The organism is Tundrisphaera lichenicola, assembly GCF_051175385.1.
In the GTDB taxonomy this organism is placed as follows: domain Bacteria; phylum Planctomycetota; class Planctomycetia; order Isosphaerales; family Isosphaeraceae; genus Tundrisphaera; species Tundrisphaera lichenicola.
In genome coordinates this window covers 4,635,424-4,652,303 of the sequence record NZ_CP195106.1, presented here as the reverse complement: position 1 = coordinate 4,652,303, position 16,880 = coordinate 4,635,424, and the positions used below count along the sequence as shown (strand labels likewise).

The 16,880-nt window shown below is 60.4% G+C and carries 12 protein-coding genes; 6 read left to right on the top strand and 6 right to left on the bottom strand.

The features are described 5' to 3' along the window. Positions 1–31: 31 nt before the first annotated feature. Complete coding sequence (locus P12x_RS18310; protein ID WP_435005928.1) at positions 32–508, bottom strand: response regulator; 477 nt, start codon at positions 506–508, stop codon at positions 32–34. A 327-nt stretch (positions 509–835) separates the two neighbouring features. Between P12x_RS18310 and P12x_RS18305 the strand changes: the two genes are divergently transcribed. Continuing rightward, on the top strand, positions 836–1,417 hold the full coding sequence (locus tag P12x_RS18305; protein ID WP_435005927.1) for an RNA polymerase sigma factor: 582 nt from the start codon (positions 836–838) through the stop codon (positions 1,415–1,417). A gap of 1 nt (position 1,418) precedes the next feature. Here P12x_RS18305 and P12x_RS18300 read toward each other — a convergent pair whose 3' ends face one another. Beyond that, positions 1,419–4,118 (bottom strand): M1 family aminopeptidase, encoded by a 2,700-nt coding sequence (locus tag P12x_RS18300; protein ID WP_435005926.1) that lies wholly within the window; start codon positions 4,116–4,118, stop codon positions 1,419–1,421. A gap of 1,009 nt (positions 4,119–5,127) precedes the next feature. Between P12x_RS18300 and P12x_RS18295 the strand changes: the two genes are divergently transcribed. Continuing rightward, positions 5,128–5,562, top strand: a complete 435-nt coding sequence (locus tag P12x_RS18295; protein WP_435005924.1) for a hypothetical protein — start codon at positions 5,128–5,130, stop codon at positions 5,560–5,562. Positions 5,563–5,888: 326 nt separating this feature from the next. Continuing rightward, positions 5,889–7,580, top strand: coding sequence for an exosortase E/protease, VPEID-CTERM system (xrtE, locus tag P12x_RS18290; RefSeq protein ID WP_435005922.1), 1,692 nt, complete (start codon positions 5,889–5,891; stop codon positions 7,578–7,580). A 199-nt stretch (positions 7,581–7,779) separates the two neighbouring features. On the opposite strand, the gene P12x_RS18285 is transcribed toward xrtE, so the two are convergent. Continuing rightward, on the bottom strand, positions 7,780–9,060 hold the full coding sequence (locus tag P12x_RS18285) for a beta-ketoacyl-[acyl-carrier-protein] synthase family protein (RefSeq protein WP_435005920.1): 1,281 nt from the start codon (positions 9,058–9,060) through the stop codon (positions 7,780–7,782). Between the two features lie 373 nt (positions 9,061–9,433). Between P12x_RS18285 and P12x_RS18280 the strand changes: the two genes are divergently transcribed. The 3 genes from P12x_RS18280 to P12x_RS18270 all read left to right on the top strand — a co-directional run bounded on the left by P12x_RS18280 (position 9,434) and on the right by P12x_RS18270 (position 14,073). Beyond that, a complete protein-coding gene (locus tag P12x_RS18280) occupies positions 9,434–10,627 on the top strand; it encodes a pyridoxal phosphate-dependent aminotransferase (RefSeq protein WP_435005918.1) in 1,194 nt (397 codons plus the stop codon). Positions 10,628–10,813: 186 nt separating this feature from the next. Continuing rightward, a complete protein-coding gene (locus tag P12x_RS18275) occupies positions 10,814–11,965 on the top strand; it encodes a hypothetical protein (RefSeq protein WP_435005916.1) in 1,152 nt (383 codons plus the stop codon). A 140-nt stretch (positions 11,966–12,105) separates the two neighbouring features. Next, entirely contained in the window at positions 12,106–14,073 is a 1,968-nt protein-coding gene (locus P12x_RS18270; protein WP_435005915.1) for a protein kinase domain-containing protein, read from the top strand. Here P12x_RS18270 and P12x_RS18265 read toward each other — a convergent pair whose 3' ends face one another. From P12x_RS18265 to P12x_RS18255, 3 genes are read right to left on the bottom strand one after another with little or no spacing between them, the layout of a single operon-like run. Then, positions 14,074–15,243, bottom strand: a complete 1,170-nt coding sequence (locus tag P12x_RS18265) for an LptF/LptG family permease (RefSeq protein ID WP_435005913.1) — start codon at positions 15,241–15,243, stop codon at positions 14,074–14,076. It abuts the gene before it with no gap. A gap of 19 nt (positions 15,244–15,262) precedes the next feature. Next, complete coding sequence (locus P12x_RS18260; protein ID WP_435005910.1) at positions 15,263–15,529, bottom strand: hypothetical protein; 267 nt, start codon at positions 15,527–15,529, stop codon at positions 15,263–15,265. Between the two features lie 40 nt (positions 15,530–15,569). Next, entirely contained in the window at positions 15,570–16,820 is a 1,251-nt protein-coding gene (locus P12x_RS18255) for an LptF/LptG family permease (RefSeq protein WP_435005908.1), read from the bottom strand. Between the last annotated feature and the right edge of the window lie 60 nt (positions 16,821–16,880).

The window sequence follows — 16,880 nt, the reverse complement described above, 5'->3', positions numbered from 1 at the left end:
TTTCGGTCGTGGGAATCGGTGCGTCTGCCGGCTAGTCTCGAGAGGGCGGGGGAGGCTCATCGCGACTGGCCGACTCGACCTCGGCCAGGTAGGCCAGGGTCCGGTCGAGCTGACTTTTCAGGTGGCGGACCCGGAGCAGGCTTCTGATCCGGCAAAGCAGTTCCACCTTATTCACCGGCTTGGTCAGGAAGTCGTCGGTCCCGGCCTGGACACCCCTCTCGAAATCGGAGGGTTCGTTCAGGGCCGTGACCATCAAGATTAATAGATCGCGTGTTTTCGTTTGTGAGCGGAGCTTCTTGCAGACTTCGAAACCCGATAGCTTGGGCATCATCACGTCGAGCAGGAGCAAGTCGGGGCCAAACTCCTCGACGACGCGAAGCGTGTCCTCGCCGTCGACGGCGGTCCGAATATCGCAATCGATCCCGCTGAGGTAGGCCTCCAGCAGTTCGACATTCTGGACGTTGTCATCGGCGATCAGGATTTTCGGGGAAGCCTTCGGCAGATCCAAGGCAACGCCTCCAGAGATTCGGCGATCGGCCCTGCCTGCGAACCCGCAGGGCATCCGTCGAGCCTTCAAACTTGGCCTGTGGCCAAGCTATCGGGATACATCGACCGGCTGATTCTAACCTCCAAGGGCCTCGGCAGGAATCGGAATCATTCGAGCCGCCCTCCGATCGTCGCGCGTCCCCGAACGCGCGACCCTAGATCTCGAACCATCGGGACTCCTTGCCGCCGACGATCCATGAGGTAAAATAGGGAAATGGGAGATGTCCCCCCTGGGGAAACCCAACCGGCGGAGGCAACCCATCCCTCGACTGGATGAGGAGGTCCATCCGTGCCGTTGCGCGATATCGACAAGCAGCTGCTCGAACGTTGCCTGAGCCACCAACCCAGGGCCTGGAACGATTTCGTCGACCGTTACATGGGCCTGATTTACCACGTGATCCATCATGTGGCCCATGCCAGGAGCGTCGTGCTGACCGACGCGGATATCGAGGACATTGCCGCCGAGATCTTCCTGGCAATCGTCGACGACGATTATCTAGTGCTCCGAAATTTCAAGGGAGCGAGCTCCCTCCCGACTTACCTAACCGTCGTCGCCCGTCGGACCTGCGTCAAGGAAGTCATCAAGCGGTTCCGAGAGTCGGAACTCGGCCATTCCTCGGCCCACCGCGCGATCCTCGACGACGAAAGCCAGTCCGAGGCCGAGCCGATCATCGCCGCCGAGGAAGTCGATCGAATGCTGGTCAGCCTGCCCGATCGCGAGGCGGAGGTCGTGCGTCTCTACCATCTGAAGTATTTAAATTATCGTCAGATCGGCAAGCAGCTTGGAATTCCAGAAAATTCCGTCGGCCCGATCCTGGCCAAGGCGCGTCGGAGCCTCAAGCGAATCGCCGAGCAACGCAACGCGATCTGAATCAGAAGACCTGATTGAGCCCGAACCAGAGGACCGGCCCTCGACCTGCGATGATCGGTTGGGCCAGGTCGACGCGGAGTACGGCCCTTTCCAGGAATGAGAACAAGGCGACATCGAGCCCCAGGCTCAGGCCAATCCCATTGATGACCGGGCTGAACTTTCCCCTTAAATACGATTGCCCGACGTCGTAAAAGACCGCCCCGGTAATGTTACGGCCGCTCACGACGTGGTCGAGCATATCCCGGTCGAGGTTCTCGACGATCGGGAATCGCCATTCGAGAGTCCCCAGCCAGACCGAACTTCCAATATTCTGGGACAGGTCGAGAGCCCGGAGCCTCCGACCGCCACCCAGGCGGAAATACGCGACGTTGTCCGGGAACCCCAGGCCCCCGTAGCCCCGGACCGCCACCCGAGTCTTGGAAAACCAGCCCATCCCTTCGGGAAGTGGACGAACCGTCCCCAGGTCGAGCGTCATCCGGGTATAGTCGAAGGTAGAGCCGAAAATCCGATCGCCATATTCGAGCGTGGCTTCGATCAGTTTCCCCCCAACCGGGTTCCAGACCGGGAAGAGCGTGCTCAGTCGAAAGCGTCCGCCCAGGGCCGCGAAGGGCTTGCTGACCGGTCGCCCATCGTCTCCCGCCCAGAATTCGTTCCCGAATCCGTAGTAAAGCTCGGCAAATCCCGCGTCGTCCACCAGGAAGCTCGAAGCCTCCAGGAATTTGTAGCGAGTGAAGAGTCGACCGCCCGAGTGCTGGCGATCGTTATAGAAGTTGTAGAGACCTTCCTCGTAGAAGAACCCAGAGGACCATTTCGGCCAGGGCCGATGAGGGAAGACGATCTGTCCGCCGAAGATGGCCTCGCGGAGCGCCGGCTCGGTCCCCGCCCAGGCGGTCAACTGGAATTTATCGAGCCGCTGGACCGACGCCTTCACGCCGCCTCGCTCGTACTGGTCCACGAACAGGCCGCCGACGACCGAGACCCGATCGAAGGCCTGGAACTGCGACGACTCGTCCAGGGGCGTCATCAAGGGAGTGACCCGCCAGGCGATCTCGGACTTCCATCGGTTGTTGTCCGGGACCGCATCGAGGAGCGCATGGTCGGGATCGACGACCACCTGGGTGGGTCGCCCCGGAGCCTGGAGCGAGACAAACCAATCGTCCCCGACCCGATCGACCCGGGCCCCGGGCACATCGTAATTTCCCCGGTCGGTCCAGATGGGAACGCGGATCTCGTCATCGCCCACCTTGCACATCACCACGGTCGGCTCCAGCATCACCCCTCGCTGGCGGAGCCGGATCGTTACCGGGGTCTGGGCTTCCCAACCGGTCGGCTTGCCGACGTCGACCTTCTCGACCGACCAGTCGAGATCGCGATGCTCGATCAGCCAGCCGTCGAGGAAGTCTCCCCAGTCCACCGAATGGTCGAAAGCGATCAGCTCTCGGCGGAAATCGGCGTAGGAGATCGTCTTCCAGGCATAGTCGCGGTAGATCTTCGAGAGGAATTCGAAAAAACGCTCCGAGCCGAGGCGATTCTCGATCATGTCAATGACCTTGCCGCCACGGTCGTAGGCTAGGCTGAAGACCGCTCCCAGATTCCCCATTTCATCTAGATTTTGGATGGCCGAGCCGCCATTGCCTCGAGCCCTCCATCCGTAATAGCTCGACAGGCGGAGGTCCTCGCGGCCGATCGTCGGGAGCCAGTTCAGCCCTTTTTGCCAGACGATCAGGGGGGCGTTTTTGCCGTGCTTCTCGTCGAGCCGCCTCGACGTTAATGCGTTGACAATCCCTTCGTCCATGAACGTCTCGGCGTATCCGTCGGTCCCAACGACGTTCCAGAACCACTGGTGTAGAGTCTCGTGCGTGACCAGGTGTTCAATGTAGCGATGGCCCGCCTCGGGAAGCCGCATCACTCGGTCATCCAGGAGAACCAGCCCCGAACATTCGTTGCCATTCCAGCCGAAGAACGAGGTGGCGATCTCGAACTCCTCGTCGAAGTAAGGTCCGAACCACTTTTCATACTGAGGGATCACCTCGCAGGCGAAGTCGAGGGCTTTCGCGAGGTTGGCCCGATCCTCGGGAAAACCGACCACCCGGACCATGACCTCGTTCGCCTTCCGCTCGTGGACCTCGAAGCGATCCGAGCAAACCATGGCGAAGTCCCGCGCCGGGCTCGCGACGATCGTGAGAGACTGTCGGCCCGGCCCCAGGTTCCGGGCCTCCATGATCCGCCCCGACGATGCCACCACCTGATTCGCCGGTAGGTCGAGCCGAACCGTATAAAGGCCGGCCTCCTGATGCCAGGGCTGATGCCAGGGGACGAAGGGAGTATGTTCCCACCCCCGATCGTCGACGTGAGCGAGCACGGGATACCAGTTCAAGAGGTAGGTCACACCCTTGTGCTGGCCCCATCGACCCCACTTATCGGGAAGCTCGACCGAGAAGTCGATTTCGGCCTCGACCGACTTCCCGGGGACGATCGGTTCGGCCAGGGGGAGCATCATCACCGTGTCATTCTTCGGGTCGAACGCGACCGCAACCGGCCGCCCCTCGACGCGAGCTTCCGCCACCTCGAGCCTCCGGCCTTCTGCATCCATGGCCTCCTCGGGACTCAGCCGGAGGACTTCCAGGGTCTTCGAGACCATCGGTCGATCGCCATCTTCGACCCGATGTCTCGGATAGACGTGAAAGACCAACTCGGTCACGTCTTTTGACGTCCGGTTGGTAAATGTCACTTTTTCCCGGGCACGCACCAGCCGACCAGGGACGTCGATCGAGACGTCCAACTCGTACCGTGGGAGACCTTCCGGGATGGGGAGCCTGGGGGGAGCCGCCCCAAAAAGCCCGAAGATCATCAACAAACAGGCGATCCGTCGCCGTCGAGCCAATGGGAGAATTCCCGGAGAGAACTAGTCACTTCCGAGGAGGGGACTACGGATCGTCCCTTCAATCCTCGGTGAGCGGGGTTCGCGGGAGTCTAACAAATCGCGCTGATCAGGCCAGTCCAGTCGAGAGGTTGAGATGACGCTTGGAGGATGATTCTATGATCCATGTTCCACTCAAAGTCCGAATTCCACGTGACAAACGATGAGGAACAGTCCAACCGGAATAGCCAATTCCGCCGTGCAGCCTACGCTATCACGAGAACAGATACAGGTTGGGTGGAATGATAGAGCCAATTTTGAATTGCCTAACATTGCCGATACTCTATCCATCAACTTCTCAGGTAAGCCTATACTTCAGCAAGAGGCGATGGGGATCGACAATGAGACGATCGCGTTGCCTCACACACGCCGTTGATATCGCGAAAAAATATCTTGACGAGCGCGCCCCTTTTAATACTATCATGGTATCAGTCCATTAAAATGCCCCCTCACTCATTCACTCTTTCCAACGTGGGGGGATCTCGACGGAGAATCGCACCACGATTTTGCCTCTCAAATAATAAATAAATCGAAACAAACCGAGGCACTTATTGACGACTGGTTGGCCAGTCGATATAAGAGTTTTTTGATACATACACCTACGGTCATCGACACCGCCCTAAGGGTGTACCTAGGCTGACGGTTCTTGCTCGATTCCGGACTGGTGGGCTGATCCTTGAAAATTCGGGGATCGATACCATCACTCTCTCCGGGACTTATCTTGAACCAAGCCTAATTCTTTGGAGCTAAAGGACCTCACCACCCCCTCTTATATGAAGGTACTGCTCGAATGAAACGCTTCAGACTTCTCGTAGTTCGCCTCGTCTTAGGCCTCCTCTTGATTGGATCTTCGAACTCGGCCATGGCACAAGGCAGGGGCAATAACCACAACGGCAACAACGGCAACAACGGCAACAACGGCAACAACGGCAACAACGGCAACAACGGCAACAACGGCAACAACGGCAACAACGGCAACAACGGCAACAACGGCAACAACGGCAACAACGGCAACAACGGCAACAACGGCAACAACGGCAACAACGGCAACAACGGCAACAACGGCAACAACGGCAACAACGGCAACAACGGCAACAACAACGCTGTGGTTGCTCCTGAGATCGATCCGAATTCGATCACTGGCGGAATAGCTTTATTCGGATTCGCCGCGATCCTGCTCGCCGACCGCGGTCGCCGTTCGATCAAATCCAGCCCCTCCGATTAAGCAAACCGTTTCCCGAAAGGGACTTGCGGCGCTCAAATTCGTCATTCTCGCCTCAGTGAGTGGGCAAGTAACCGCAAGTCCTTTCCTGGGAGACCGACAGAGAAAGATCAATCAATATCGATAGGTCTTACTGTGAACAACTCGTGCAAGCCAGATATAAATTAGCGTAATGCCATTGAATCTCTGAACTTACGGCTACCGCCCCTCCAAAACGCAGGCCGTCTCCAATCATTAACGTATTCATTCAACATTGCCGAATCTCATCGCACCGTAATCGGTGGATTGATTTCCGGTCCAAACAGCTAAACTGCAACACTCATTGACGCATGAAAACTGATGAACCTGCCGGATTTTCCGCTACTCCAGGCTGGGGACGCGGAGTTCCCGGATCATCACTTCCGCTGATTCGCTGGTCTTGCCTGGTTGTACTTCTCCTGTTGGAGATTATCGGGCTGACACTGCGTTTCGATAGCGAAACCTTGACGGGGAAGCGGGGAGGGATCGGGCTGGATTTGATCCGTCATTCTCACTGGGTTCCGAAAATCGGCCTCACGATGGCCTTGGCGACGATGGCCATCGGAAGTTCTAGACTGGCCGATGAGCTGGGCAGCTCCTTGGCTCAGCTCCCGAGACCTCACCGGTGGTGGTTTCCTCTCGTCGGACACCTATTCTCTTTCGGCATGCTGATCTGGCTAACAGGTCAGGTCATGGACGAAGGCCTCCGATTCTCGGCAGATCCGGAGTTCTGGGCAAGGGCCTGGATCGTGGCGGCGTCATGCACCATAGGCTTCTGGGGAGCGGCCTTCATACCGCCTCTCCTCTGGATCGAGTGGTCGCGATTTGCACGGACTTGGATCTTGCTGACCATAGGAGCTGTGGTCGGACTTGTCTCCTGGGCGGCAGGTTTATGGACCGCCGAATTGTGGCAACCCCTGGGTCGATCGACCCTCCAATGCGTTCATTTCCTGTTAAGTTTGATTTTTAGCGTAACTCTTCTCGATACAGAGCGGTCGCGCGTTGGTACCACCTCCTTTTGGGTCGAGGTCGCTCCGGAATGTTCAGGCTACGAGGGGGTGGGGCTGGTCCTCGTTTCGACCATCGCTTACCTATGGTATTTTCGCCATGAGCTTCGATTTCCCCACTCCCTGCTCCTGTTGCCGCTCGGCACTGTACTCATCCTTTTGGCTAACGTTCTGAGGATCACCATACTCATTGCGATCGGCTCATGGGGTTGGCCGAGGATCGCAGCGGGCGGTTTTCATTCCCAGGCAGGCTGGTTGGCCTTCAACATTGTCGCGTTAAGCTCGATCGGGCTTTCTCAATCGTTTCGATTCTTTTGGAGGGATCGAGTACGGTTCGGGGACGATAGGCGCACGAGCAATCCTTCCGGCCCTTATTTGGCCCCCATCATCGCAATCCTGGCCACCACGCTCATCACTCGAGCCGTTGCCGATCAATTCGACTGGTTGTACCCACTTCGGCCATTAGTGGTCCTGACCATGCTCTGGATCTATCGAAATGACTACCGGGCTATGCGCAGGGACTTTTCCCGGCAAGCCGTGTCGATCGGCATTCTTGCATTCCTAATTTGGATGATCTTCCAACCCGAGCGGACGGACGCTGACGACCAGAACACCGTCGCAACTTCCGAGGCGCTGGCCGGCTTGCCAATCGGCTTGAGTGCGGCTTGGCTGAGCTTTCGGGTCATCGGTTCCATCCTGACGGTCCCCATCGCAGAAGAATTGGCGTTCAGGGGGTACCTGCCGCGTCGTCTGATCGCCATCAATTTCCAAGATGTGCCGCTGGGACGATTTTCCTGCACTTCCTTCTTCATCTCGTCAACGCTTTTTGGAGCCTTACACGGGCTTTGGATTCCAGGAACTCTTGTCGGTATGCTCTATGCGGCGGCGATCGCTCGACGCGGATCATTGATGGACGCCATCGTCGCGCATGCCACGACTAATGCCTTGCTGACCGGTTATGTGCTCTTCACGGGAGATTGGGCGATGTGGTCATGATCGACCTTGAGTCCATCTGTCGCGAAGGTCACCGAAAGTCAAAACCGTGACCCATGACTCATCAGGAGTGACCCGACGCGAGCCCTGAATTTTGTCGACAAAGGGATTGGCCACGAACCCTGTCAGGGATGTCATGGAATGGCGGATCCTCGCCGGTAAGCTGAGTACGAGCGGCTTCATATAGGCGCTGCGGCGCGATTCAAAATCGAGTCATGACCAGGGACGCATTCTGGCCCCCAAAGCCGAAGCTGTTTGAGATCGCGGTCCGGACCGGGATCTCGCGGGCGGTGTTGGGGACGTAATCGAGGTCGCACTCGGGGTCGGGCGTCTCCTGATTGATCGTCGGCGGGATGACTCCCCGTTCGAGGGAAAGCGCGGTGGCCGCAGCCTCGAGGGCTCCCGAAGCCCCGATCAAATGTCCGACCATCGACTTCTGCGAACTCATCGGGATCGAGCTTGCCCGATGTCCGAAGACCCTTTTGACCGCAACGGTTTCCATCAGATCGTTCAACCGCGTGCTGGTCCCGTGGGCATTGATGTAATCGATGTCGGCCGGATCGAGCCGGGCTTCGCGAAGGGCGGCCTGGATGGCCAGGGCCGCCCCCTTTCCCTCGGGCTCGGGGCGGGTGATCCCGTATGCGTCGAAGGAGGACCCGTAGCCGGTGACCTCGGCATAGATTGTGGCCTTCCGACGCTTGGCCCGGGCCAGGCTCTCCAGGATCAGGACGGCAGCTCCTTCGCCCAGGACGAACCCATCGCGCTGGCCGTCGAACGGTCGAGAGACCTCCGAAGGGGGCCGGACCGACCGACTGACGGCCTTCATCGCCTGGTAGGCGACCATCATCAGTGGATCGAGCCGGCTGTCGCATCCTCCAGCCATCATCACGTCCGCATCACCCCGACGAATCAACCGAAAAGCCTCCCCGACCGCCTGGGTCCCCGCCGCGCAGGCGGTGACGATCGTGTTGTTCGGCCCCATCGCCTGATGGAGGATCGAGAGGTGCGCCGCGGCCATATTCGGCAGATGCTTGAGGAGCCAGAGCGGGAAAATCGACTCGGCCTGGGCCGTGGCGAATCGTCCGACGTCGAACCCCCCATCGTGACCGATCCCCTTCGAGATCGGGCCGACTAGCTCGGCCACGTCCATCGGTGTGATCCCGGTCCCCATGCAGATCCCGAAGCGAGCGGGATCGAGCTTCGACGTGTCCAGGCCCGAATCTTCGATGGCGAGCCCTCCGGCTCCCACGGCAAACTGCACGGCCCGACTCATCACCTTCAAATTTTTGCGGTGTTCGCCGAGATAAGGAGTGACATCGAAACCCTTGACCTCGCCGGCGATCCTGATCGCCTGCCCCGACGTGTCGAAGCTCTCGATCAGGCCGACGCCCGAACGACCTTCGACAATCGCCTCGCTGAAGTCGCGGCGGCCGATCCCATTCGGAGAGACCACACCGATGCCGGTCACCACCACGCGACGCATATGCTCCCCCACCGCTCGGAACCAGGTTGCCGTCTCGAAGGTGCCGACGCCTCTATCCGATTCATCCCAAGGACCGTGAACCTGTCCGCAGGCTTCCCAGTCTTTGGAAACGAGTCATCTAACCAAATCCTAACACTAAAATCGTCCGGAGCAAACAGCTTGGATAAAATGGGCAAGAAGAACCACCATTCACCTCCCTTAACGATTATCCCGTCTACGGGTTCTGCCTAGCAAGGGTTGTTCGACGATCGAGGGCTTGGTCCGTGATGTCGTGACGCGGAAGTCCTGGATTGGTAAATTTATGGGATACGTCCCGCCGAAGGCGGCTGATATTCCATCAGTGAGTACGGCCCGGCAATTATTCGAGGTCGAGATGGTCCTGACACTGGCCGAGCGTTCGAGTCTGATTGCCCCCTCCGCGACCCTGGCGATGGCCGCCGAGGCACGGCGGCTCAAAACCGGAGGGGTCGATGTCCTTGACTTCGCGCTGGGTGAGCCCGATTTCAAGACGCCCGAGAACATCCAGGAGGCGGCCATCCGGGCCATGAAGGCCGGCCAGACTCACTATACGCCGCCAGCCGGGATTCCCGAACTTCGGGAGGCATTGGCCGACCATTACTCTCGAAAGGTCGGCCTTCCCACCCAGGCGGTCCAGGTTGTCGTCTCCAACGGGGCCAAACATTCGATCCACAATGCCTTGATGGCCCTGTGCGGACCCGGCGACGAGGTGATCATCCCCGCCCCTTACTGGGTCAGTTATGCCGATCTGGTCAAGCTGACCGGGGCGACCCCGGTGATCATCGAGACCACCGAAGGATCGGGCTTCAAGTTGAGCCCCGACCAATTCCTGTCCGCCGTGACCCCCAAGACGAAGCTTTTGATGATCAACAGCCCGTCCAATCCGACCGGCGTGGTCTACGACCGAGCGGAACTGGAGGCCCTCGCGGACGCGGTCCTCTCGACGGAAGTCGGCGTTCTTTCCGATGAAATCTACGAGCAGCTTCTCTACGGGGATGCCCAGGCGACTTGCTTCGCGACTCTGCGGCCCGCCCTGGCCGAACGGACGATTACCATCTCGGGCGTCAGCAAGACCTATGCCATGACCGGCTGGCGAATCGGCTGGGCGATCGCTCCGACGGCGATCTCGAAGTTCATGACCGACGTCCAGAGTCAGGAGACGAGCAATCCCTGCTCGGTCAGCCAGTATGCCGCTCTCGAAGCGGTCGTCGGCCCTCAGGAGTCGGTCAAGCAGATGCTCGAACAGTTCACCCGCCGGAGGGATTACGTCCTGGAGCGGATCGAGCGGCTGCCGGGAGTTACCTGCGTTCCTCCCGGGGGAGCCTTCTATGCCTTCATGAACGTCTCGGCGCATTTCGGCCGGACCCTGGGCGGAAAGAAGGTGGTCGACTCGACCTCGTTCTGCCTCGCGGCCCTGGCCTCGGCGCACGTGGCGACGGTGATGGGATCGGCCTTCGGGACCGAGGGGTACGCCCGGCTCTCCTTCGCGACCGACCTGGAGACGCTCAAGCGAGGCTTCGACGCTCTCGAGGTTTTCCTCGAAAGTTGAGCCAGATCGCCCGGATCGCCGATACTGGACCGAAGAGGATGGATGTCCGACGGGATCGAGCTTGCTCGGATTGGCGGGATGAGATACGCTCCGCCGGCCCTTCGCAAGCTCCTCCCGTGCCCGCAACCAGGATGGCCCTTCGTTCCAGTCCGGCCGCTGAAAGGCGCACCCGGGGAGGTTCCCGTCATGGTCCGTCGTAAATTGTGCCTGGCCCTGACGGCCTTCGCGGTCGGAACCGGTTGCCATGCCGGCCTATCGGGAAATACGACGCGGCAACCGCCGGCCCTCCCGCGCGAGACCGTGACGGTCAAGAAATTCGTCGACCAACACAATCAGAATGCCGCGGCCATCAAGGCCGTCTCTGCGCGTCCACGGATCGAGGCCTCGGTCGATGGTAAGGCGGCCGGCGTCAAAGGGTACATGGATTTTGAAAGACCTCGCGGCTTTCGCCTCGCCCTTCGAGGGACCGGAGTCGGTCAAGTTGCCGATATTGGATCGAATGACCAGGAATTCTGGTTCTGGATCAAGGATAATGAGCAGAAGGCCATCTACTTCTGCGACTATAAGGATGTGAATGACAGCCAGCTGGCGATCACCTACCAGCCGGATTGGATCATCGAATCGCTGGGTTTCCGCGAAATCGACGAGCGTGAGGCGGCCACGATCGCCGCCACGACGCCCGTCGACCATCCCGAATTGCTGATCCTGACCCAGGCGAGGCGTGATAATCGCGGGGAGATGCTCAAGAAGGAAACAATCGTCAACAAAGAGACGGGCCGGATCAAGGAGCACCGCCTCTGGTCCGCGAACAAAGAATTACTCGCCAAAGCGACGGTGACGAACTACAAACTGTACACGTTAAATCCGACCGAGGATGCCAACGCGGCCACTCAGATCTATCTCCCCGAGAATTTCCGCCTGGAGTGGGTCGCCGAGAAGCTGGTGCTGAACGTGACGATGGACAACGCCACGATCAATCCCGTGTTCCCCCGGGAAATGCGTCAGGCGAAATTTACCGAACCGAAAGACCTCGCTCAAAATCGAGTCAATCTCGCCCAACTCGGAGCCCCGGCAGGGAACGCCTCCAGGATCCACGAGACCATGCCCTCGCCGCGGTCGGGGGTCCGGTTGGGCCAGCCTGAACCGGTCCAGACCGAGGTCGAAGGGGCTCTCCGCCCGGCGAAGTTAGATCCGCCCCCGCTCCCGACCGAACTCTCGGGCACCTACACGCGATCGACCGGAGTCGTCGGCGCACCGATCCCCCGAGGGCTCGACCCGGAGGCATTTCAGGCCTCTTCCAACCGTCAAAGCTGGCGACCCTCGACCCTCGACCGTTGACGGATCGAGACACGTCCCCCCCACCGGCGTGCCAATCGACATCATCGAGCGGTCCCAACTTTACCCACCCGTGGATCGACCGTTAAGGTAGATCTCGATCCTCGGGGGGATATCGTCAGGCGCGGGGGCTGTCTACACCGATGGAAACCGAACTCCGGTCCGGGTCCGAGCCCGTCGAAGGCTACCGACTGATCGAGCGACTCGGTCGCGGAGGATTCGGCGAGGTCTGGAAGGCGACCGGCCCGGGCGGGTTCCAGGTCGCGCTCAAATTCGTCTCGCTGGTCGACTCGGTCGGACCGGTGGAAATCCGGGCGCTCGATATCATCAAGGACATCCGGCACCCTCATCTGCTGGCGACCTTCGGCTCATGGGAGGTCGACGGGCGGTTGGTCATCGCCATGGAACTGGCCGACCGGACGCTCCTGGATCGATTTCGAGAGGCGGTCGGCCAGGGGTTCCCGGGAATTCCCGCCCCGGAGATCTTCGAACACTTCCTCGACGCCTCCAAGGCGCTCGACTTCCTCAACGAGCCCCGTCATCCTTCGGGGGCGTCCGAGGCCCTGGGCATCCAACACCGGGACGTGAAGCCGCAGAACCTTCTGCTGGTCGGGGGGAGCGTCAAGGTGGCCGACTTCGGCCTGGCCCGGGTCCTGGAACACTCGGAGACCGGCCACACGGGGAGCCTGACCCCTTCCTATGCGGCGCCGGAGTTTTTCGACCGGAAAACCTCGTCGCAGTCGGATCAGTATTCGCTGGCGGTCAGCTATTGCCAGCTCCGAGGGGGAAGGCTCCCCTTTCACGGGAACCCGGCCGAGGTCATGGCCGGGCACATGCTGAGAGATCCCGACCTCTCGATGGTCCCAGAGCTTGAGAGGCCGGCCGTCGCCCGCGCCCTCTCCAAGTTGCCGAAGGACCGCTGGCCGAGTTGTCGGGCTTTCGTGAAGGCTGTGACGGAAGCCTCACTGGTCGGACACGATGCCCCGCCGACGCGGGCAATCGCTCATGCGGCAACAACTACGCCAATGAACAGTACCGAGGAATCGGATTCCGAGGTTCTTCTCAGGTCAAACGCCCCTACCTCGCAAGGGTCGCATGTGAATCGGGAAGAGTCCACGGATCACCCCGGAAGGAATCGTCTCGCACTCAAGATCTCTATTTCCCTTGTATTGATTTTCATCGTTAGCTTGGGCGCCCTTTGGTCTTCGGGAGCCTTTACAACTCGCCAGGGAAGAAATCCGCCGACGACGCCGATCGAGGAACGGGTCGCCTCCCCAGTATCGGAAACCGAGAGCAAGATCCCAACCCCGCCGGATCCTGTTGCACTCAGGGATCGAGGAATTGAGTTGGTGAGATCCGGCAAATCCGCAGAGGCCATCGAAGTCTTCGACGAAGCGATTCAACTCGCCCCGAACGACGCCAGATCATTTGCGGGTCGGAGCTTCGCCCTCGCGTTATACCGTGAGCCCCGACTGACACCCATCGGGAGGGTGGTGGCGGACGCCATCGAAGCCTTACGGCTCGATCCCGCTTTGGCCCTTGCGCACGCCGCTCGGAGCTATGCCTTCTCCCTCGGGCCGCGAGCTGATTTCGATCAAGGGATCTCCGAAGCCGACGAGGCATTTCGGCTCGACCACAGGAGCGCCATGACGTACCTCGCCCGGGCTCACAATTACCTCAGAAGAGGCCGATCGAATAACTCCGACTCCGACTTCCGAAAGGCGATCGCCGATTGCACCTCGGCCATACGTATCGAACCCAACCTGTCACCAGCCTACATGATCCGAGGACAGGCCCGGCTCGCCAATTCCGAGGCCGATGAAGCCTTGTCTGATTACGGCCAGGCCCTGCGAATCAACCATCGGAACGCGGGAGCGCACGCCTTGGCCGCCGGAGCTTACATGGCGAAGAACATGCCGGATCGGGCGATCGCTGCCTGCGAGCGAGCCCTGAAAATCGAACCGGAGGCGATTGGCATCTATAGGGTTCGGAGCGAAGCCTACGAAGCGAAGGGGGATCAGCAGCGGGCAGCGGCAGACCGAGGGGAAGCGGAACGTCTCTTCAATGAGTTCCTTCGAAAGGAAGGCCGACCCCGGGCCAAGAAACGATGATCAGGTCCGGATCGTGTCCCATCGACCCACTGCGATCGTCCCGAACAGGATCAGGGGCGCCCAGGCCGAGAGCTCGGGCGTGAGCACGTCGTGCCCGCCCAGATACTGCGACATGAAGTTGACCGAGTAGAAGACGCCCGAGGTCGCCAGCGACATCCCCAGGTTCACGAACATGTTCCGGCCCGTGCCTCCCAGGACCAGTGGGAGGCTCAGGAGCATCAAGGTGAACCCCATGAGCGGTCGGATCAGCCGGAAGTGGAGGAAGACCTGGATCTCCCCTCGCTCGGGATAATTCGAAGGATCGGATAGCCCGCGGATCAGGTCGATCGTCGGGGCGAAGTGATACCACTGCCGGGTCCGGGTCATCGCCGTGAACGAGATCGGCGTCTTCAGGAAGTAGACCGGGACCCCCGGCTTGGCGGCGATCGGGTCGGCGGGGCGTGGGTAAATTTCCGGGTTGTCGACGCGCGTCAGGACCCCTCGCGTCAGTTGCTCCAGGGAATCCGAGGTCGGCTCGGTCAGAAATCGGGAGCCCCAGAGGAGCCAGCCTCCCGAGTGCGGATAACGCAAATCGCCATCGGCGATGTAATGGGCCTCGCGGGATTGAATCTCGAGCAATTCGCCGGCCACCCGGACCGGGATGGTGACCTGCAATTTCGTGATCGACTTCGCGGACCGGTCGGCCGCCCGGCCGTCGATCAGCACGTCGTTGCCGTCCAGATGCTGCGAGACGAAGATCTTCTGGTGGCCGTCGTCGTCGGGGTTTCGCTGGAGCTCGACCGAGAGCCTCGGCATGATCAGTTCTTGATTCAGGACGCCCAGGCCACTGATCAGGATCGCCGAGGCCAGGACCGGGCGGATCACCCGATGGGTGCTGATCCCGGCGGCCAGCATCGCCAAAAGCTCGTTATTCTTCTGCATCCAGGTGACGGTGAAGATCGCCGCCATCATCGTGATCACGCCGCTGATCTGGTCGTAGATCAGGCTCATCTTGATCAGGTAGTAACGCCCCATGTTGTAGAGGAGATTGGGGGTCGATTCGGCCCATTCCGCGAATTCATCGAGGTTGCTGAACGCGTCGATGACGACATAAAGTCCCACCAGCGCGACGAAGCAGATCGAGTACGCCTTGAGGAACGACCAGTACCGCTCGCGATCGAGGATCCACATCGCCGAGTCGCCTCCCTGGCTAGCTGAGGGGTTTCGATCGTCGAGCCCGGGCGACCGCCACGAGCCCCGAGCCCAGGCCGATCGAGGTCATGAGCGTCCCGCCGTGCAATCCGACCATCCCGGAGAAATGGCGGATCGTCACCCGACCCAATCCCGCATCGGGGCCGACCGCCGCGAAGCTCTCATCCAGGTGGACCAGACCGTCGACCGCGAACCAGGCAAGGAACAGGCCCAGGGCCGCCAGGACGAAGGTCCGAAGGAAGACGTTGAACGACCGGCCATCCATGGCTTCGGCTCCCGATTGACGTACGGATTCATCCCGAGGATCAATGCTTCCTCACCGGCGGCAAGGCCCAGAACCACGCGGCGGCCCAGAGCACCAGATTGCCGGTCCAGGCGAAGTAGGGGCTGATGAGCCCCTCCTTCCCCAGGTTCACGCCGAAGAGGATCATCGGATAGTAAACGACGATGATCGGCATGAAGCAGGAGATGAAGGCGCTCAGGAAGTCGCGGCGGGCGAACAGGATGCCCACCGGAGCACCCAGGACGACGAAGAAGAGGCTGCCCCAGGCCATGGCAAGCCTCATCTGGATCTCGGTCTCATACTTGTTGATCTGGCCCTTCCAGTAGTCATACCGCGAGAAAGCCGACTGGACCTCGCCCCACTTCACCAGGCTGAGCCGGCCCGAGCCAATATACCAGGCCGCGGCGACGGCCTGACGCTTCCGCTCCAGGGCGATCTTCTCCAGGAATTCGGCCTCGCTGGCCTTCATCTCCTCGACGGTCATCTCCTCGATCATCATGTTGGTCTGGAACTCGCCATCTCCGGGGATGTCGAATTCCAGCGACGTGTCGTGGAGGGTCGCCTCGGAATGTTCGAGGCCGGTCTTGGTGATGTCGGCATCCTCGAAGTGGACGCGGACCTTTCGGCTCACGAGGTCGAAATTGATCTGGGCCTTGCTCGCCTGGACGATCATGTCCCACATCACCGGATCTTCGGCATCCGCCGGCCGGGCGATCGCCATCGCCTGATCGGGCTTCTCCGACCGCTTCTTGAAGGTCGGCTTGATCAGGACCCGGTCCTGGACGTCGGCCACCTGGATGAAGAAGGGCCACTTGGCGTTGTTGAAGACCCGGTCCTTCTTCAACATCTTGTAGAAGAAGTCCTCGATGTTCTGGAAGACGACCTTCTTGGCCGCATTCGTGGACTGGGGGATCATCGTCGCGCTGAGGTGGCTCAGGATCACGCTGAGGAACAGGGCCAGGATCACCGAGGGCCAGATCAGGACCATCGCGCTGAGGCCGGCCGTCTTGACGGCGATCACTTCGTTGTCCGAGGCCAGTCGGCCGTAGACGACCGTGGCCGCGAACAGGAGCGAGACCGGCACGGTGTAAGGCAAACTACTCGGGATCATGTACGGCACGAGCCGGACGATCTCGTACGGACCCAACCCGGCACTGGCCGCGCGAGTCATCACCGTCAGCAGGACGAAAACGCAAGTGATCGTCAGGAGGGCCAGCGCGAAGGCGCGGAAGACCTCGCCCATCACGTAGCGTTGCAGGATACCGAACCGCACCGGCGCCTCCTTCGAGCATCCTTGCCCCGGACGGGCCGACCCTCCGATCACCTCGCGGCC

Excerpts from the sequence above, each read along its gene's own strand:
- P12x_RS18295 (WP_435005924.1), top strand. The coding sequence starts at position 5,128 with ATGAAACGCTTCAGACTTCTCGTAGTTCGCCTCGTCTTAGGCCTCCTC.
- xrtE (WP_435005922.1), top strand. The coding sequence starts at position 5,889 with ATGAAAACTGATGAACCTGCCGGATTTTCCGCTACTCCAGGCTGGGGA.
- P12x_RS18285 (WP_435005920.1), bottom strand. The coding sequence starts at position 9,060 with ATGCGTCGCGTGGTGGTGACCGGCATCGGTGTGGTCTCTCCGAATGGG.
- P12x_RS18280 (WP_435005918.1), top strand. The coding sequence starts at position 9,434 with ATGGTCCTGACACTGGCCGAGCGTTCGAGTCTGATTGCCCCCTCCGCG.
- P12x_RS18275 (WP_435005916.1), top strand. The coding sequence starts at position 10,814 with ATGGTCCGTCGTAAATTGTGCCTGGCCCTGACGGCCTTCGCGGTCGGA.
- P12x_RS18270 (WP_435005915.1), top strand. The coding sequence starts at position 12,106 with ATGGAAACCGAACTCCGGTCCGGGTCCGAGCCCGTCGAAGGCTACCGA.
- P12x_RS18265 (WP_435005913.1), bottom strand. The coding sequence starts at position 15,243 with ATGTGGATCCTCGATCGCGAGCGGTACTGGTCGTTCCTCAAGGCGTAC.
- P12x_RS18260 (WP_435005910.1), bottom strand. The coding sequence starts at position 15,529 with ATGGATGGCCGGTCGTTCAACGTCTTCCTTCGGACCTTCGTCCTGGCG.